General features: G+C 59.0%; 15 protein-coding genes and 3 pseudogenes. 9 read left to right on the top strand and 9 right to left on the bottom strand.

What is annotated here, in order from left to right:
• Nucleotides 1-60: 60 nt before the first annotated feature.
• Nucleotides 61-948, bottom strand: a complete 888-nt coding sequence (gene yghX / locus POR16_RS12065; RefSeq protein WP_024690573.1) for a YghX family hydrolase — start codon at nt 946-948, stop codon at nt 61-63.
• A 354-nt stretch (nt 949-1,302) separates the two neighbouring features.
• On the opposite strand from yghX, the gene POR16_RS12070 reads away from it, so the two are divergent.
• From POR16_RS12070 to POR16_RS12080, 3 genes and pseudogenes are all read left to right on the top strand, one after another.
• Nucleotides 1,303-2,358, top strand: coding sequence for a GGDEF domain-containing protein (locus POR16_RS12070; protein ID WP_024671528.1), 1,056 nt, complete (start codon nt 1,303-1,305; stop codon nt 2,356-2,358).
• Nucleotides 2,357-2,764: pseudogene (locus POR16_RS12075) on the top strand (metallophosphoesterase family protein); the annotation flags it as partial. The gene POR16_RS12070 and the pseudogene POR16_RS12075, both read left to right, overlap by 2 nt.
• 52 nt (nt 2,765-2,816) lie before the next feature.
• Nucleotides 2,817-3,320, top strand: a pseudogene (locus tag POR16_RS12080) (aromatic ring-hydroxylating dioxygenase subunit alpha); the annotation flags it as partial.
• Nucleotides 3,321-3,353: 33 nt separating this feature from the next.
• On the opposite strand, the gene dhaL reads toward POR16_RS12080, so the two are convergent.
• From dhaL to POR16_RS12120, 7 genes are all read right to left on the bottom strand, one after another.
• Nucleotides 3,354-4,004, bottom strand: coding sequence for a dihydroxyacetone kinase subunit DhaL (dhaL, locus tag POR16_RS12085; RefSeq protein ID WP_005890849.1), 651 nt, complete (start codon nt 4,002-4,004; stop codon nt 3,354-3,356).
• 3 nt (nt 4,005-4,007) lie between these two features.
• Nucleotides 4,008-5,009 carry a dihydroxyacetone kinase subunit DhaK gene (locus POR16_RS12090; protein WP_005890848.1) on the bottom strand — a complete coding sequence of 334 codons (1,002 nt, stop codon included), beginning with the start codon at nt 5,007-5,009 and terminating at the stop codon, nt 4,008-4,010.
• 40 nt (nt 5,010-5,049) lie between these two features.
• Nucleotides 5,050-6,165 carry an MDR/zinc-dependent alcohol dehydrogenase-like family protein gene (locus POR16_RS12095; protein WP_024671530.1) on the bottom strand — a complete coding sequence of 372 codons (1,116 nt, stop codon included), beginning with the start codon at nt 6,163-6,165 and terminating at the stop codon, nt 5,050-5,052.
• A gap of 29 nt (nt 6,166-6,194) precedes the next feature.
• Nucleotides 6,195-6,950 (bottom strand): SDR family oxidoreductase, encoded by a 756-nt coding sequence (locus tag POR16_RS12100; RefSeq protein ID WP_005886983.1) that lies wholly within the window; start codon nt 6,948-6,950, stop codon nt 6,195-6,197.
• A 178-nt stretch (nt 6,951-7,128) separates the two neighbouring features.
• Nucleotides 7,129-8,139, bottom strand: a complete 1,011-nt coding sequence (locus POR16_RS12110; protein WP_005886980.1) for a substrate-binding domain-containing protein — start codon at nt 8,137-8,139, stop codon at nt 7,129-7,131.
• A gap of 52 nt (nt 8,140-8,191) precedes the next feature.
• On the bottom strand, nt 8,192-9,169 hold the full coding sequence (locus POR16_RS12115) for an ABC transporter permease (protein WP_005886979.1): 978 nt from the start codon (nt 9,167-9,169) through the stop codon (nt 8,192-8,194).
• Nucleotides 9,166-10,653 carry a sugar ABC transporter ATP-binding protein gene (locus POR16_RS12120; RefSeq protein ID WP_122381302.1) on the bottom strand — a complete coding sequence of 496 codons (1,488 nt, stop codon included), beginning with the start codon at nt 10,651-10,653 and terminating at the stop codon, nt 9,166-9,168. The genes POR16_RS12115 and POR16_RS12120 overlap by 4 nt, the downstream gene beginning before the upstream one ends.
• Nucleotides 10,654-10,934: 281 nt before the next feature.
• Between POR16_RS12120 and rpiB the strand changes: the two genes are divergently transcribed.
• The 3 genes from rpiB to POR16_RS12135 all read left to right on the top strand — a co-directional run bounded on the left by rpiB (nt 10,935) and on the right by POR16_RS12135 (nt 14,873).
• Entirely contained in the window at nt 10,935-11,396 is a 462-nt protein-coding gene (gene rpiB, locus POR16_RS12125; RefSeq protein ID WP_005886973.1) for a ribose 5-phosphate isomerase B, read from the top strand.
• 63 nt (nt 11,397-11,459) lie between these two features.
• Complete coding sequence (locus tag POR16_RS12130) at nt 11,460-12,440, top strand: sugar-binding transcriptional regulator (protein ID WP_005886971.1); 981 nt, start codon at nt 11,460-11,462, stop codon at nt 12,438-12,440.
• Nucleotides 12,441-12,512: 72 nt separating this feature from the next.
• Nucleotides 12,513-14,873: a membrane-bound PQQ-dependent dehydrogenase, glucose/quinate/shikimate family gene (locus POR16_RS12135; protein WP_122381301.1), complete on the top strand. Its 2,361-nt coding sequence runs from the start codon at nt 12,513-12,515 to the stop codon at nt 14,871-14,873.
• A 70-nt stretch (nt 14,874-14,943) separates the two neighbouring features.
• Here POR16_RS12135 and POR16_RS12140 read toward each other — a convergent pair.
• Nucleotides 14,944-15,252: pseudogene (locus tag POR16_RS12140) on the bottom strand (helix-turn-helix transcriptional regulator); the annotation flags it as partial.
• 112 nt (nt 15,253-15,364) lie between these two features.
• Between POR16_RS12140 and POR16_RS12145 the strand changes: the two are divergent.
• The 3 genes from POR16_RS12145 to POR16_RS12155 all read left to right on the top strand — a co-directional run bounded on the left by POR16_RS12145 (nt 15,365) and on the right by POR16_RS12155 (nt 17,331).
• Nucleotides 15,365-15,604 (top strand): hypothetical protein, encoded by a 240-nt coding sequence (locus POR16_RS12145; protein ID WP_005886964.1) that lies wholly within the window; start codon nt 15,365-15,367, stop codon nt 15,602-15,604.
• A 255-nt stretch (nt 15,605-15,859) separates the two neighbouring features.
• A complete protein-coding gene (locus tag POR16_RS12150; RefSeq protein ID WP_005886962.1) occupies nt 15,860-16,369 on the top strand; it encodes a sigma-70 family RNA polymerase sigma factor in 510 nt (169 codons plus the stop codon).
• Nucleotides 16,366-17,331 carry a FecR domain-containing protein gene (locus POR16_RS12155; protein ID WP_005886960.1) on the top strand — a complete coding sequence of 322 codons (966 nt, stop codon included), beginning with the start codon at nt 16,366-16,368 and terminating at the stop codon, nt 17,329-17,331. Before POR16_RS12150 ends, POR16_RS12155 begins: the two co-directional genes overlap by 4 nt.
• Nucleotides 17,332-17,366 lie beyond the last annotated feature (35 nt).

The following is a 17,366-nucleotide window of genomic DNA, read 5'->3' on the forward strand; positions in this document are numbered from 1 at the left end:
TGCCTTGCGTGACGCTCTGCGTTACATATCAGTGCTGCGCCGCCTGTTCAGGATGAGCCCTCACACCAGGTACTTGTTGAACCAACTCAGTGTCCGCTCCCATGCCAACTTGGCGGCTGCCTCGTCATAGCGGGGGGTGGAGTCATTGTGGAAGCCGTGGTTGGCGCCTGGATAGATGTACGCTTCGTAGGTCGTGCCTGCCGCCTTCAATGCCTTCTCGTACGGCGGCCAGCCTTCGTTGATGCGGGTGTCCAGCTCGCCATAGTGAATCATGACCGGTGCCTTGATCTTCACCACGTCTTCAGCGTTTGGCTGGCGTCCGTAGAACGAGACCGCAGCCCCAAGCTCCGGGTAAGCGACCGCTGCTGCATTGGTGACGCCACCGCCGTAACAAAACCCGGTGATGCCGACTTTGCCGGTGGTCGCGTCGTGCGTCATCAGCCATTCTATGGCGGCAAAAAAGTCGTTCATGAGCTTTTCGGGATCGACTTTCTGCTGCAATTCTCGGCCCTTGTCATCGTTGCCCGGGTAGCCACCAACCGATGAAAGACCGTCCGGTGCCAGGGCGATGAACCCGGCTTTGGCCACGCGACGTGCGACGTCTTCTATATAGGGGTTCAAACCGCGATTCTCATGCGCCACCACCACGCCAGGTACTTTGCCGGTAGCTTTTGCAGGACGCACCAAGTAGCCCCGAACTTGTCCATGACCCTTGGGGGAAGGGTAGGAGACATATTCGGCAATGATGTCCGGGTCGGTAAATTCGATCTGTGTGGCCAGCGCATAGTCAGGGCTGAGTGAGGCAAGCAACGCGCCTGCGGTCAGACCGCCCAGCGAGAACAGCGCCGCCCGGTCAAGAAACTCGCGCCTGTTGATCTTGCCGTGCGCGTAATAGTCGTAAAGCTCGAGCAGTTCAGGTGCAAAATCTTTCGCAGTGAGACGTTCCATCGGTACGTATCCTTCTGAATCATTCCGGACGACCCGCGCGCTCACGGGCTGAGGAGCATTGCACGATCAACACAATCCCCAGCCCCGATAGTATTTCCGGAAAACCGGAATCGCCACTGCAAATTTGCCCACAAACCGGAAAAGCCAGTCATTCGACTGCACTACTTGCGCTGATTGGTGTCCATTCGACTCACTTTAGGCATGCCGAGGCGTTTCTGCCCGAGGCGTTTCTACTGTGCAGCCCAACATATTATCGAGCCGCTGTATCATGCGGCGGCGGTTCAGGCCGACAATACATCATGATCTCAACCTTACGCTCATGGTCATATTCCACCTGCATTTCGAGATAACGTGATGATGACCCTCCCGGCGGAAGACCGCACCCAGCTGTTCAAGGACACAGCGATCCAGTTCTGGAAACACATCACGCCGATCTTATACTTCGCCCTGGGCATTCACTGCGTTCTGCTCGTGGTGTTTCTGGGGCTGGGCATGAAGGTTCTGTGGGTGGCGAACATCGTCAGCACACTGATCTACGTCAATTGCCTTTACCTGATCAAAAGGCAGCGCTATCGTCAGGCCGGGCAATTGATGTGCCTGGAGATAATTGGTCATGCGCTGCTCGCGACGTGGGAGCTGGGATGGGAAAGCAATTTCAGCTTCTATATGTTTTGCGTGATCCCGGTGATTGCCTTCACCTTTCAACTGGCCGCCGTCAGGCGCATTGCCTATAGCCTGGCGATCCTGCTGTCGCTGGTGGGGTGCTTTACCTTTCGCCGCTACATGGGGCAGGGGACTGGCCTGACGCCGAACATGCTCGATGCGTTCGGTATCGTCAATGTGCTGGTCGCGACCATACTGTCGATTTATGCCACCGCATTGTCAGTGCGTTTCACCTCTTCCATGCAACTGAGCCTGTTTCATATCGCCAATCGTGACAGCCTTACCAACCTGTTTACCCGCAGGAGAGTGCTGCACCGCGTGCGCGAGCTTGAGGCAAGACGCAGAGGGCTTTCGGCTTCGTTGATCCTGCTGGACATTGATCACTTCAAACAGATCAATGATCATCACGGTCACGAGACCGGCGACGTGGTTTTGCGGCGGGTTGCGGACATCATCAGTTCGAGCGTGCGCAACAGCGATATGGCCGCCCGCTGGGGAGGCGAGGAATTTCTGGTGCTCATGCCCGACACCTCGCCCGCTGATGCGCTAAGGGTGGCGGAGCGTATCTGGCAGCGCATCTGCGAAGAAGCCGGTCATGTAGAAGATCGTGCTATTGCAGTAACCGCCACTCTGGCGGTAGCCGCAATAGCGATGGGAGAAACCTTCGAGGTCGCGCTCAATCGTGCAGACACTTCGCTTTACAGCGGTAAACAGCAGGGTAGAAATCGGGTGATGGTTGCCGGATGAGCCTGCAACTCAAGGCAACCTCCGCCAGCGTGTTTCGCTGGAGTCCGACAAACCGCCATTGATCATGATGCATCAGCCACCGTTCTCAAGCGGTATCACCTGCATTGATGCCTACCGCTGTGAGCGCGGCGAAAGGCTGGCCGAGATCGTGGCGCGATACCCTGCGGTCGAGCGAATTGTCTGCGGGCATATTCACCGCTTCATGCAGCTTCGTTTTGGCGGAACGCTGATGTGTACCGCGCCCAGCACGACCACGGCCATCGCCTTGCAACTTCACCCGGACGCTTGCGACGCCTCATACATAGAGCCGCCTGCACTGTTGCTGCATCACTGGAAAAGTGATACGGGACTGATTACCCACTGGGTGCCGATCGGCAATTTCGAAGGGCCTTTTGCCTTCGCCTGACTGATGAACAGTGTCATGAAGTCAGCTCATGAATGAACGTGAAGAGGACAGCTCAAGCAGCGGCCGTGCAATGGAGGCGGCGCTTGCCTGCAAGGCGCAGAGTATCGAAGTGGCCTATCACGACGAAGGCGATAAGATCGGGATGATGCAGTGGCTGACCAATACGGATGCCGAGCCGCTGGTACACACGGATCGTTTTGTAGCCCCCAATGTGACTTTTTGTGACTACCTGTGGGGGGCGCGTTCAGGCTTCTTGATCGTTAGCCAGATCACCCCGATCAGTGAACGCCAATCGCGTGTATACACGTACATCGCCTATCGTTTTCCGCTGCCAAGGTGGGTGCTGCGAATGCTGCGTCCGGTTATCCACCTGTATACGCACATCGTGATTCAGCAGGATGTGAATATCATTCGGTCGCATCGAGAAGGTCTCGACAATGTGGCTAACTTCAAAGCCTGCAACGTGCCCGCCGATGCCATTCCCGTTGGCGTCGAGCAACTGCTCGCCGCAGTCAGACGCGGCGAGGCGTTGCCGGAAGCGCAGCGGCGCGAGTGACGGATTCGATTCGAGCTTTGAAGGCCAAGTATTTCAACTGTCTTTCAGCCTTGGCTGCACGGAGTCTGCCAGTTGCGTCAGTATCAGGCAGCAAGACACCGCCCCGGCATCCAGCACACCGACAGAACGTTCGCCGAGCCGGCTCGCTCGCCCGATTTTTGCCACCAGGTCCTTTGTCGAGTCGCGCCCCTGCGTTGCAGCGCGTTTCATGTCGTCCAGGGCTTCGTTGAATGAGGCGTGCGAGGCGTGAGCCTGTTCGAAGGCTTCTACTGCCGGAATCAAGCTGTCCATCAGGCATTTGTCGCCGACTCCGGCTTCGGTAATGTCCTGCAATGAAGTGAGCCCGCCGCGCAGCAGTCGGGCAAAGGTGGCTGCATCGATTTGCTCGCAGTTGCGCACCTGATCGGCCATGCCGATAAACAGGCTGCCATACAGCGGCCCCATCGAGCCGCCGATGCCTTCCATCAGGCTGAGGGTCAGTTCGTCCAGCGCTTCGGCGAAGGTCAGTTGACGTCCTTCGAGGGTTCGGCCGCAATGGGCAAAGCCTTTGGCCATGTTGATCCCGTGATCACCATCGCCGATAGCACCGTCGACTTCGCTCAGGTATTCGCGGTTGGCGACGATCACGCTCACCAGGTCTGCAACAATCGCCGTACCTTCGTGTGTGGAGAAATGCTGGCTCATGGTCTACTCCGCCTGGGTCATGCCGATGGAGCGGCAGGGATGATCGATCAGGGTTTTCAGTTCATCGTCCAGGCCCAGCAGGGTGAGGGTCACGCCCATCATCTCCAGCGAGGTGAAGTAGTTGCCGACGTAGCAGCGATGAATCTTCAGGCCCTTGGCTTTCAACTGGCTTTCCACTTCGGCATAAAAGATGTACAGCTCCATGACCGGCGTTGCGCCCAGCCCGGAGACCAGCACCACAACAGCCTCATCGGCGCTGAAGTCGCGGTCGGCGAGGATGGGCGCCAGCATGCGCTCGGCCATCGCAGCGGCCGACTCGATGGAAATGACTTCTATGCCCGGCTCGCCGTGGTGCCCGATGCCCAGTTCCATCTTGCCGTCCGGAATCTGGAAGTTCGGCTTGCCGACAGCTGCGATGGTGCAGGGCGTCAGGCCGATGCCGATTGAACGACACTGGTCGACGGCCTTCTGGGCGACGCGGATAACACCACTCAGGTCGTAGCCTTTTGCGGCGGCAGCTCCGCCGACCTTCCACATGAAGATTTCCCCGGCCACGCCGCGGCGCTTGGCAATCTCGGCTTTCGGCGCCGACGCCACGTCGTCGTTGGCAACCACGGTACGAACTTGCAGGTCTTTGCTGGCGGCCATTTTCATCGCCAGCTTGACGTTCATGTTGTCGCCAGCATAGTTGCCATACAGGCAGGCTATACCCGCGCCGTGATCTGCAGCCCGAAAAGCGTCGAAGAAGCTTTTTGCGGTGGGTGAGGAGAAAATCTCGCCGACCGCGACGGCATCAACCAGACCGGGGCCGACGTAGCCCAGAAAAGCCGGTTCGTGGCCAGAACCGCCTCCGGTCACAATACCGACGTGGCCCTGCGGGGAGGGCACGGCTTTACCGATGACACGCGGGTTGTTGTCGCATTGGGACAGTTCAGGATGTGCCACCAGAATACCGCGCAGCATGTCCTCGACCACTTGGTCCGGATCATTGATCACTCGATTCATAACGCGTTTTCCTGTGTTGTTTTTATGAGACGCATGCGGATCAGGGCTCCAGTACCACTTTTAATGACTTGTCGCCGCGCTCCATGACAGCAAAGGCTTCCTTGAAGTCCGCCAGGGCGAACTTGTGCGTGACCACGTCGCGCATGTCGATCTTGCGGTTGCCGATAAAATCGATGGCCCGCGGGTACATGTAAGGCCCCAGATGCGAGCCCAGCACGTCCAGCTCCTTTCGGTCGCCGATGATCGACCAGTCCACCGTGGCTTCGTCGTTGAACACACTGAACTCGACGAAACGTCCCAGTTTGCGCAGCATCGCCAGGCCCTGATTGACGGCCTTGTGGTGCCCCGTGGCTTCTATATAGATATCGCAGCCGTAGCCGTCGGTGATTTCGCGGATTTTCGCCAGCACGTCGACTTCGGCCGGGTTCCACACTTCGTCAGCACCCATGCGTAACGCCAGGGCGGCGCGTTCCGGTTTCATGTCGAGCACGATGAGTTTTTTCGGATTGCGCATGCGAACCGCCCCGATGATCCCGAGCCCCAGCGTACCAGCCCCGGCTACGACCACGATGTCATCGAAATCGACGTCGGCCCGTTCGGCTGCGTGCAGGGAGCAGGCGAGGGGTTCGATCAGAATGGCTTCGTCCGGGGCAATAGAGTCCGGGACTTTGTGGACGATGCCCTCTTTGGTGAAAATCATGTACTGCGCCATTGCGCCCTGTACGTTGTTCTGGAAGCCGTAGAGGTCGTGCTTCTGACACATCCAGTACTGACCGTGGTTGCAGAAGCGGCAGCCCCAGCACGGCACAATCTGTTCGGAAATAACCCGGTCACCGACCTGCACACCACGCTTTTCCGCTCCCGGTCCGAGTGCAACCACTCGGCAGACGAACTCATGGCCCGGAATCATCGGTGGTTTGACGTAGCGCGGCTGCTCGGCATCGCCCCAGAACGATGGCGCACCGCGATAGGTCTTGATGTCGCCCATGCAAATCCCGCATAGCTCGACCTTGGTGAGGATTTCATCAGGGCCAGGCGTCGGCACGTCGACGGTTTCCAGTCGGTAATCTTCCGGTCCATAGCAGACCACCGCCTGCATGGTGGTCGGTATGACGGGGGAAAGCTGTTCGGCAGTGCGTTCGGTAACAGTGGACATGACGAGAAACCTCGCAACAGAAAAGTGAGTTACTGGATGCTGTAGCCGCCGTCGATCACTACGTTTTCACCGGTGATCATGCTGGCCGCGTCGCTGAGCAGGTACAGTGCCAGCCCGGCTATTTCTTCTGGTTGAGCGAAGCGTCCCGCCGGGATCTGTGTTTTGGCGCGCTCGCCGACTTCACCGGCCCAGGCTTTCTTGCCCAGCGCGGTTTCGACGATGGTGGGGGAGATCGCGTTGACGTTGATGTGCGGTGCCCACTCCATCGCCAGCACCTTGGTCATGCCGACCACCGCAGCCTTGCTTGCGCAGTAAGCGACATGTCGGTCAAGACCAATAACGGCGGCCTGGGAGGCGAGGTTGACAATACGTCCGTTGCCTTGGACCAGCATGTGTCGGGCGCACGCCTGAGCAACGAAGAAGCTGGCCTTGAGGTTGATGTCGAGGGTGGTGTCCCAGGCGTCTTCGGTAACATCGACAGCCTTGTCGAGCAGCGCGACGCCAGCGCTGTTGACCAGATAATCGAGACGTTTGAAATGCTCGAATACAGTGTCGATAGTGCTGTTGACCTGATCGAGCTGGCGCAGATCGACTGCGATACCGATGTGGCCGCTGCCGAGGTTGGCAGCCACTTCAGCCACCGCAGGGTCACGGTCCAGCAGCGCCACACGAGCGCCATGCTCGACCAACAGGCGCGCGCAGGCCAGACCGATGCCGGCGGCTCCGCCGGTGATGACAGCACAGCGCCCCTTGAGATCGAACGCCTTGTTCCAGAACTCGGACATGAAAATTACTCCTTTAGCGCTGGTTGATTGATGATTCGGGACGCTCTGCGTCACAAATCCATGCTTTACCGCACACTCAAGATCGGACGCAGAGCATCCAGAACTGCGCTCTCACGCTGGCGCGTGGGAATGCCTTTCGTGACGCTCTGCGTCACAGATCTGCGCCAGGACGCTTGAGTTACTTGCCACCACTGACCTGTTTGTATAGCGCATCGGCGTTGGCATCGGTGACCGGCACCCAGGGCAGGATGTAGTTCTTGTCGGTTCCGTCACCCCATTTCACGTCCTTGGCGTAGCGATCCCAGATCACCGACTTCGGCCTGTAGTCCTTGCCGGCCAATGCACGAAGGGCGACGTCAAGCGCGCCCTGGGACTGGGCTTGGGCGTCCTGCAGGAATGTGGTGATTTCGTTCTTTTTAGCCGCCTGAATCGCATCAGGCATGCCGTCGATGGAGGTGATGGGCACGTCTTCAGGCTTCAGGTTGCGGGACTTGACCGCCTGCAGGGCGCCGAGCGCCATGTCGTCGTTCTGCGAAATAATCCCCGAGATGCCGCCGTTCGGGTGAGCGTTGAGCCAGTCTTCAGTCAGTGCCAAGGCTTCGGCGCGCGACCAGTTTGCGGTTTTCATCTCGATGATCTTGATGTCAGGGTGTTGCTTGAGTACCTCCATCTCGCCCTTTTCGCGGTCGATCTGTGCCGACTGCCCAATCGGCCCCTGGATGATCACCACGTTGCCTTTGCCCTTGAGCTTGTCGACCATTGCCTGCGCCTGAAGCCGCCCGCCCTCGACATCGTCGTTGCCGACGTAAGGCACCTTGGCGCTGGCGACACGTGTATTCGAGGCGATGACCGGGATGTCGCTCTCCATCGCCCGGGCCACGGTGCCGATTCCTGCCTTGGTGTCGATGGGTACGAAAATGATCGCGTCGTAATGCTGAGTGATCATGGTTTCGATCTGGTTGTTCTGGGTCAGCGCATCGTAGTTGCCATCGAATACGGTGATCTGCACGGTGCCGTCCTTGACCGCCGGATGCTGCTTGAGCTCGCGGACCCAGTTCTGCATGAACTGCCCCTTGAGGCCATAAACCGCCGCACCGATCTTGTAGGTCTTGCCATCGGCGGCCAGGGTGATACTGCTGGCAAGCAGGGAGAGCGCCGCGACAGCGGCGAGGGATTTACCGAATTTCATGATGAGCACCTCGTTATTGTTTTAGTCAGTCGGTCATTCAGAGGAAAAGCAGCTAGCGTTTTTTCTTGCGCCACACGTCGATCAGTACTGCGAACACGATGATCAGGCCCTTGGCGACCTGTTGGTAATAGGAAGACACACCCAACAGGTTGAGGCCGTTGTTGATGACGCCGATCAGCAGGGCGCCGAACAGCGTGCCGACGATGCTGCCAGTGCCCCCGGACAAGCTGGTGCCGCCGATGACCACCGCTGCAATGGCGTCCAGTTCGTAGGACATGCCGGCCTGGGGCAGGGCGGACGTGGTCCGTGCCGACAACACCACACCTGCCAGCCCCGCCAGCAGCCCGGACACCACGTAGACTGAAAACATCACCTTGCGCACGCCGATCCCGGAGGTGCGCGCGCTCTTTTCGTTGCCGCCGACGGCATACACATAGCGACCGTAGGTGGTGTAGCGCAGCACCATCCAGAAGATCAGCGCAACCACAGCGAAGATGATGATCGGCACACCGATCGGGCCAAGCTTGCCGATGCCCAGCGCCAAATACTCTTCAGGCAGGTCGGTGACCGGGCTGCCGTCGTTGAGAATGAACGTCATGCCGCGCGCGATGCTGAGCATGCCCAGCGTGGCAACGAATGGCGGTATCGAGAGGTTGGCGACCATAAAGCCGTTGACCACTCCCAGCATCGCACCAGCGAACATCCCGGCGCTGACCGCCGCCAGCAGGCCATAGCCCTGGGTGGCCACCAGTGCGCTGCACAACCCGGCGAAGGCCAGAATCGAGCCCACCGACAGGTCAATGCCCTTGGTCAGGATCACGTAGGTCATGCCGACCGCGAGAATGCCGTTGATCGACGTCTGGCGCAGGATGTCCATCCAGTTTCGCCAGGTCATGAAGTACTCGCTGGCAAAGGTCATCACCAGGCAGAGCAGGATGAACACCAGTGGCAGTCCGAAACGGTCCAGGGACAGACGCAGCAGGCTGCGCGGTTCGGCAGTGGCGGGCGCAATGATGGTTTTGCTATTCATGAGGCGAGACTCAGCAGGGCTTCCTGGGAAAGATCGGCATCGCTGCTGATGGTCACCAGCCTGCCACCTTTGAATACGGCGATACGGTCACTCAGGCGCAACAGCTCCGGGGCCTCTGAAGACACCACAATGGCGGCCCCGCCCGCGCGCACGAACTGGTCCAGCAGGTGATAGATCTCTTGTTTGGCGCCTTCGTCGATGCCTCGGGTCGGTTCGTCACAGAGCAGGCATACCGGCTGCGTGGAGAGGCATTTGGCTAGCACCACTTTCTGCTGGTTGCCTCCGCTCATGGATGAGACGGGCAGGTCCAGCGAGGTTGTCTTGATCTGCAGGCGCTTGACCATGTCTTCTGCCAGCTGTTGTTCCTTGCGCGCATTGATCAGCGACCAGCTCGACAGCTGCCGGTAAGCCGACAGCGCGATATTCGAGAGGATGCTGCCGCTGAGTACCAGGCCACTGTCTTTGCGGTCCTCGGTAACCAGAGACATGCCGGCCCGAATAGTCGCTTTGGGCAGGCCGATCGGCATGGGTTTGCCCTGCAGGGTCACGCGACCTGCGTCAGGCGTGGTCAGGCCGTAGATGCAATTGAGGAATTCGCTGCGTCCGGAGCCCATCAGGCCGTAGATGCCCAGAATCTCGCCGTGACGCAGTTGCAGGCTGATGTCCTGGAATTCGCCGTTCCGGCTCAGGCTGTCTACGTCCAGGCAGCATTCGGCGGCGCAGTCCCGCCCTGCCTTGTGATCGATACGCTGCAGCTCTTGGCCGACAATGCCGCGCACCAGGTGTGCGCGATCGATATCGGCCATGCGCCCGCTTTCGACAAAGGCCCCGTCGCGAAAGATGCTGTAATCATCGGCGATTTGCGCCAGTTCGCTGAGGCGGTGGGATACATAGATAATCCCCGCGCCCCGTGCGGTCATTCGGCGGATAGCCTTGAACAGGGTTTGCGCCTCGCGCTCGCCGATGGCCGAGGTGGGCTCGTCCATGATCATCACCTGACAGTCATGGCTGAATGCCTTGGCGATTTCCACCAGCTGTATCTGCGCCACACTCAGGCGGTACATGGGGCTGGTGGCGTCGACGTCGAATTCGAGTTCTTCCAGCAGCTCGCGGGTGCGTCGATTAAGCGCCTTGCTATCGACGATACAACCCGCCCTGCGCGGTTCGCGGCCCAGCCAGATGTTTTCCGCGACGGTCATGAAGGGGATGGGTTCAAGCTCTTGGGTGATCATCGCGATGCCTGCAGCGAGAGCCTCGCCGGGGCGATTGAACTGCACCGGTTCGCCGTTGAGCAGGATGGTGCCTGAGTCGCGCTGAGTGATGCCCATGAGGATGCTGAGGAAGGTCGATTTGCCCGCGCCATTCCCGCCGCACAGGGCATGCACGCTGCCAGCGCGCAGCGAAAGACGGCCGTCACGCAGGGCAGGTATGCCGGCATAGGCCTTGGTGACCTGTTCAGCCTGGAGCAGTAATGGCTTGGCCATCGGCGTGTCCTCGTGCTGTGAATTTCTTATTAGATGTACTGACGTGTTGCTCAGTGAGCATATGTGTATCAAATGAAATTCTGATCAGTCAATCTCTTTCACTTAAAAGTTTCATAGCGTGTGAAAAGTGCGCGATTGACTTGTCTTTGCGACTATAGCCCTGTATTCACGCAAATCTCGCTTGACAGACTGACCGTAATGCTCGAGAAATAACTGATCGGAATTTCACCGAATGAACATTTGGTCGAGCTTGAGCGACCACGGCAGCGGAGCCAGACGCCATGAACACACCTTTCCCGGTGGCTATCGGATGTGACGAAGCGGGTTACGAACTCAAAGAACTGTTGAAACGCCATATCGAGTCACTGGGTTACCCGGTAACCGATTTCGGCACCCACTCAACCGCGGCGGTGCTTTATCCGGACATCGCCCTGGCAGTCGCAACGGCCATCAATGCAGGCCAGCAAAGGCTCGGTGTACTGGTTTGCGGTACCGGAATAGGCATGGCCATATCCGCCAACAAGGTGTTCGGCATTCGTGCCGCTCAGGCCCATGACACCTATTCGGCCGAGCGCGCGCGCAAAAGCAACGATGCGCAAATTCTCTCGGTCGGTGCGCGGGTGATAGGTGCGGAGCTGGCGAAAAGCATCGTCAAATCATTTCTGGAATCGGAGTTCGAGGCTGCACGCTCCGGAGCCAAGGTCGAGCGCATCAATGCCATCGAGCGTGACGGCCATCAGTAGTGGACGAGACAGGGCGGGAGTAGGGAGAATGCGCCTTTGATGCCGAAACGGAAGCCTCTCCACATGAGTGACAGTACCCAGCGCATGGCCAGCGATATCGATCTGATGACCGAAGTCGCAATGCTTTACTACCTTGAGAACGTCACTCAGGAAGCCATCGCCAAACGTTTCGACCTGTCACGCGCGAAAGTCAGCCGTCTGCTCAAGCGTGCACGCGATGAAGGGATTGTCGAGGTGCGGGTGCTGCAGCATCCGGCCATGAATAACGAACTTGAACAGGCGCTGGTGGAGCGCTTCGAGCTTGATCGTGCGCTGATCGCGGTTGATCACAGCGATCCGGATACCCAGCGCTCGGCGGTGGCCAGCCTGGTGGCCAATTACCTCAACAAAACCCTGAGCGACGGCATGATTGTCGCGGTAGGAATGGGCCGCAACGTGGGCGCAGTGGCAGACAACGTGTTTTTGCCGGTGACGCGCAATTGCACATTTGTCTGCGCCATTGGCGGTTCGCTCAAAGCAGGCGAATACATGAACCCGGACCACATCTGCCGTCGCCTGGCGCTGCGTTTCGGCGGCGAAAGTGAAAGCCTTTACGCCCCGGCGCTGGTCGCCAACCCGGAGTTGCGCAGCGTGCTGATCAGCAACGACACGGTGCGCTCGACCCTCGATCGTGCGCGCCGGGCCGATATGGCCCTGATCGGTATCGGTGACATGAGCGAAAACAGCAACATGGTGCGCATGGGCTGGTTCTCGCCGCAGGAAATCGCCCAGGCCAGGTTATCCGGCACCGTGGGAGACATGATGGGTTATGACTTTATTGATATTCACGGGCAGCCTGCGGTCAACGCTATACAGGGCAGGGTGATAGGGCTGACCGTTCAGGAGCTGTTACGCATTCCGGATGTGGTGGCCATTGCCAGTGAAAATACCAAGGCTGCCGCCACGCTAGGGGCACTGCGCTCGGGAGTGATCAACACACTGGCCACGACGGTCACCAATGCGCATACCATCCTTGCGCTGGATGACGCAACGCGCAAAGGGTGATGAACCATTCACAATTACGGGCTGTCGCAAGCACTGCAAATAGGGACTTCATAACAAGACAGGGCGACGGCAATGATTCTGAAAGTGACAGGTGTCGCACTGGCGATACTGAGCTTGATTCTTCTCTACATGGGCGCCCAGCTAGTGGCCGTTGGAGGCTCCCCGGCCTACTCGATCATTGCTCTGGGGCTGCTGGCGACAGCTGTTCTGCTGTTCTGCAAAAGAAAATCGGCGCTCACCCTGTATGCGTCGCTCATGTGGGGGGTTCTGGTCTGGATCGTCTACGAAGTTGGCTTCGACAAATGGCAGTGGATTCCCCGCGGCGACCTGTTTGCATTGATCGGGTTGTGGCTGGCAATGCCTTGGGTGGTCCGCCCTCTCTATAAAGCCCAAACAGCCCTCGATAACCGTCGTTTTCATCCGTTTCTGGGCGGTACGCTGGGCGTGATGTTCATAATCGTTGTAGTACTGATGGCCTATGATCCGTACCCGTTCAAGGGCCAGATCAATACGACAGCAGTGGCACGCAGTACTGAAACGGCAGGGGATGATTGGGTGGCTTATGGCGGCACCAATGCCGGACAACGATTCTCTGGTCTTGATCAGATAACCCCTCAGACAGTCGGCAAGCTGTCTGTTGCCTGGGAGTATCACACCGGCGACCTGCGCGATGCGGACAAGGATGCGGGCGAGTACACCTTTGAGGCCACCCCGCTGAAGGTCAATGACCGGGTATACGTGTGTACCGCGCATAACGAGGTGCATGCGCTGAACCCGCAGACCGGAGCGTTGGCATGGAAGTATGTGCCAGAGAAGACCCGCTCTTACCTGCAGCAACACCAGACCTGCCGCGGCGTCAGCTATTATTCCGCTAGCCGCTCGAATCAGCCGACGCAGTGCGGAAAGCGCATTATCACGGCCACCGCCGACGCGAAGCTGGTGGCTCTTGATGCGGACACCGGCCAACGTTGCAGCGATTTCGGCGCCGATGGAGTCATCGATCTCGGCGTCAGCATGGGCACCCTTCGCCCGCACGCACTGATGCAGACCTCCGCGCCATTGATTGCAGGCGACCTGATTGTGATTGGCAGCTCGGTCATGGACAACGGTTACGATTCCGGCAATCCGTCCGGAGTGATTCGCGCCTTTAACGTGTTGACGGGCCAATTAGTCTGGAACTTCGACCCGCAGAATCCGGGCGACACCCGACCGTTGGCAACTGATCGCCAATATCCCCAGGACACGCCGGTCGCTTGGGCGACCCTGAGTGCCGATGTCAAGAATGGCCTGGTGTACGTGCCGTTTGGCAATGCTTCGCCGGATGAGACCGGCACCCGCAGGGACCTGGGCAGCAATACCGAGAAATACCGGGACGCGCTGGTTGCGCTGGACCTGCACACAGGCGCATTTCGCTGGAAATTCCAGACCTCGCACAATGACCTCTGGGACCGCGATAACCCATCGCAGCCTTCGCTCCTGGAGCTGGGTCCCGAAGACAGCAGGCAACCGGCAGTGGTGTTGCCCACCAAAGTCGGCAATATCTTCGTGCTCAATCGACTGACAGGTATACCGATTGTGCCTGTCGATGAGGTGCGGGTCGGCACTGGCGGGGGCGTGGCGGGCGAGCGCTTCGCAGCGACCCAGCCGGTTTCCCGACTCAATTTCATTCCACCCGCACTGACCGAGAAGTCCATGTGGGGGGTGACGCCTTTTGACCAGATGGCCTGCCGGATCACCTATAACAAGCTTCGCTATGACGGCAATCCGTGGACGCCAGCCACCGAGTCGGGCTCATTGATATACCCCGGCAACATTGGGGTGTTCAACTGGGGAGCGGTTGCCGTCGACCCTGACCGCCAGCTGCTGGTGGCCGCGCCGGTACATCTGGCGTACGTCTATAACCTGATCAAGCGCCCCGGGGATGCGGGAGAAAAACGTCTGTTCACTCAAGAAGGCAAGCCGTACTGGAACGAAAATTTCGAGGGAGACTACGCCGTTCGTATTTCCCGGCTTGCGTCCGGGCTTGGCATCCCCTGTAACGCGCCACCGTGGGGACGCATGGCCGGTGTGGACCTGAGCACTGCCAAGACCGAGTGGATACGCCGGGTGGGCACCACCAAAAACCTCAAGACTACTTTTATGCAGGAGCGTTTCCCCATCGGCTTTCAGATGGGCATGGTTGCGCATGGCGGACCATTGCTCACGGCAGGAGGGGTGATATTTCACGGGGCAACTGCGGATGACTTCATTCGTGCCTACGACGTCAATACCGGCGAATTGCTGTGGGAGCACGAATTGCCGGCCGGCGGTCAAGCCACGCCGTCGGCCTACCGAGGGAGCGACGGCAAGCAATATGTGATTATCGCCGCTGGCGGGCACGGTTCGCTGGGCACGACACTGGGCGACAGCGTGATTGCGTTTCGCTTGGACTGAAAACTTAATCAGCTCGGTGAGAGAGGCCTTTGCGGGCCTCCCTGAACCCTTGGCGTACCTTTAAACGTTCAGCTATCCACCGGGCAAGGCCGTGCCTGCCGCTGACACCCAGTTTGGCGGTGGCGCGCTTTAGGTAGGTCTCCACCGAGCTGTTCTTGACCTTCAGTCGCTGAGCCATCTGGGACACTGTGCCGCCTGTCAGCAACCCTATGCACACCTCCTGTTCCCGTGCCGAAAGTGTCACGGCTTCCTGCGCCAGCTTGATGCTGAAAACCGGATCCAGAGAACCTGCCTCGGTCTCGCTCCCGGTGTATTGCAGGCTTGCCTGCTGCGCAAGGCTCTGCGCATGTTGCCCGAGCAGCGGCAGCAGCATGTCGGAAGGCTCTTGAGCATCTGACCGGCGAAGGTCGCACAGCCGGTGGAGGACACCAGGCGGGCCAGTCGCCTGTAAAAGGCCGGATCATCGCTGTATTCGAAGTGTGGCGTGCTGGATGCAAACCACCCTGGAACACCTTGTACACACGCTCGAGCAGAACTGGCCACTGACGCTGAACAACCTGTCGATTCTTGACGCCGAAGAGCACAGGCATCTGCTGACCGAGTTCAATGCCGCCGAGCAACACCTTGCACAGGCCTTCAGCGTAGCATCAAGCAGCTCGGCCAGCGCCGGAACGGAAGACGCTGTAGGGGTTGTGAGCTGCGCAGGCTGGTTCATGCCGGTGCTCCTGTAACTGATTATTGTAATAACTGGAAACGTATTCTGGCTACCCGATAGGTGTCCAGTATCAGCTCGGCAGGGGCCTGCGGCATATCTTTCTTTGGCTCAAAAGATCGCTCTTACACGCCGCGAATCAACGCCTTGCGGTCCAATGACGCCTGTTTTCCGCAACGGCAATGGGCATTCTGCAAAAAAGAGCATGGACTCGGGATATAACACTAATTAGAATCAGTCTCATTTGGCGCACTCACCGCTCAAGGCTCTTGTCATGATTGACACAGCGACCCTGTCTCCGCAAACCCTGCATTCTCTGTACCGCGACCATCATGGCTGGCTCGAAAGCTGGCTGCGTAAACGCATGGGCAATGCCTGGGATGCTGCGGACCTGAGTCAGGATACGTTCCTGCGCGTGCTGTCCAGCTCGCAGCAGATCGCCGACATGCAGGAGCCGCGCGCTTATTTGCTGACCGTGGGCAAACGCCTGCTAAGCAACTTCTACACCCGACGCAGTCTTGAGCAGGCGTACCTGGAGGCTCTGGCGCAATTGCCTGAAGAAAGCGTGCCGTCTCCCGAGCAGCGCTGGCTGCTGCTCGAAACCCTTCAGGCGCTGGACGAGCTGCTCGATGGCCTGCCGGCCGTGGTACGTCGTGCATTTCTCTGGAGTCAGCTCGAAGGCCTGGGGTACCGCGAAATTGCCGAGCGCCTGCAGGTGTCCGAACGCACTGTCAAACGCTACATGGCGCAAGCCTACGAGCACTGTCTGCTGGTGGACTGGTGATTCGCTCCGCGCCTTCGAACGAAGAACGCGAGGTCGTACGCCGGGCAGCCCAATGGCTGGCCCTGCTGGAGTCCGGCGGTGCCAACGAAGCAGATCACGCCATGTTGCAGCACTGGCGCGACAGCTCGACCAGCAACGAACGCGCCTGGCAAAAGGCGCAACAGCTCAGGCAACGTTTTTCGGGGCTGCCCAGCCATGTGGCCATGGCGACGCTCGATCGGCCTGACAAGGCGCGGCGAGCAGCCCTGAAAAGAGCGCTGGGCGCCGTCACGCTGGTTCCGGCGGTCTGGTTGCTGGGGCGACAGTTGCCGCTGGATGTATGGCGCGCCGACCTGCAAACCTCGATTGGTGAGCACAAACGCATATCGCTGGCTGACGGCAGTATGTTGCAGCTGAACACTGACAGCGCAGTAAATGTCGATCTGACTGGCCGGCAAATCAAGCTAGTGCGTGGAGAAATGTCACTCACGGTGCCGGGCAGGGCAGCATTGACTGTCGAGGGGCCTTACGGGCGTATCGTTGTCAGTCAGAGCGAAGTCTGCATACGGCTCAACGAGAACGACTGCCAGGTGTCAGTTGTCAGCGGTGCTGTACAGATACATCCCGCACAGGGGCCTTCACTGACTTTGCGCGCCCGGCAACAGCTGAACCTGCAGCAAAACGGAGCAGGGCCTGTCAGTGCTTTCGATGCCATGTTGCCTGGCTGGCGCGACGGTGTACTGAGCGCTCAAAATCAGTCGTTGGGCGACTTCCTGCGTGAGCTTGGTCGTTATCGGCCCGGCTTGCTGCGCTGGGAACCGGCGCTTGAGACCTTGCGAGTGACCGGCAGTTTCAGGGTTGACGACACTGACCGGGTACTTTCACTGCTGGCCGCCAGCTTGCCGGTGGACGTCCAGATGCGGACCCGCTATTGGGTCACGCTGGTGCCTCGAAAAAACATTCCTATAAAAAATAATGCGTGAAGCCTGTCCCTTTTTTTCGTCTCGCCTGTCATTTC

Origin of the sequence: Pseudomonas coronafaciens pv. oryzae str. 1_6 (assembly GCF_000156995.2) — a bacterium.
GTDB lineage: Bacteria > Pseudomonadota > Gammaproteobacteria > Pseudomonadales > Pseudomonadaceae > Aquipseudomonas > Aquipseudomonas tremae.

Excerpts from the sequence above, each read along its gene's own strand:
- yghX (WP_024690573.1), bottom strand. The coding sequence starts at position 948 with ATGGAACGTCTCACTGCGAAAGATTTTGCACCTGAACTGCTCGAGCTT.
- POR16_RS12070 (WP_024671528.1), top strand. The coding sequence starts at position 1,303 with ATGATGACCCTCCCGGCGGAAGACCGCACCCAGCTGTTCAAGGACACA.
- dhaL (WP_005890849.1), bottom strand. The coding sequence starts at position 4,004 with ATGAGCCAGCATTTCTCCACACACGAAGGTACGGCGATTGTTGCAGAC.
- POR16_RS12090 (WP_005890848.1), bottom strand. The coding sequence starts at position 5,009 with ATGAATCGAGTGATCAATGATCCGGACCAAGTGGTCGAGGACATGCTG.
- POR16_RS12095 (WP_024671530.1), bottom strand. The coding sequence starts at position 6,165 with ATGTCCACTGTTACCGAACGCACTGCCGAACAGCTTTCCCCCGTCATA.
- POR16_RS12100 (WP_005886983.1), bottom strand. The coding sequence starts at position 6,950 with ATGTCCGAGTTCTGGAACAAGGCGTTCGATCTCAAGGGGCGCTGTGCT.
- POR16_RS12110 (WP_005886980.1), bottom strand. The coding sequence starts at position 8,139 with ATGAAATTCGGTAAATCCCTCGCCGCTGTCGCGGCGCTCTCCCTGCTT.
- POR16_RS12115 (WP_005886979.1), bottom strand. The coding sequence starts at position 9,169 with ATGAATAGCAAAACCATCATTGCGCCCGCCACTGCCGAACCGCGCAGC.
- POR16_RS12120 (WP_122381302.1), bottom strand. The coding sequence starts at position 10,653 with ATGGCCAAGCCATTACTGCTCCAGGCTGAACAGGTCACCAAGGCCTAT.
- rpiB (WP_005886973.1), top strand. The coding sequence starts at position 10,935 with ATGAACACACCTTTCCCGGTGGCTATCGGATGTGACGAAGCGGGTTAC.
- POR16_RS12130 (WP_005886971.1), top strand. The coding sequence starts at position 11,460 with ATGAGTGACAGTACCCAGCGCATGGCCAGCGATATCGATCTGATGACC.
- POR16_RS12135 (WP_122381301.1), top strand. The coding sequence starts at position 12,513 with ATGATTCTGAAAGTGACAGGTGTCGCACTGGCGATACTGAGCTTGATT.
- POR16_RS12145 (WP_005886964.1), top strand. The coding sequence starts at position 15,365 with ATGCAAACCACCCTGGAACACCTTGTACACACGCTCGAGCAGAACTGG.
- POR16_RS12150 (WP_005886962.1), top strand. The coding sequence starts at position 15,860 with ATGATTGACACAGCGACCCTGTCTCCGCAAACCCTGCATTCTCTGTAC.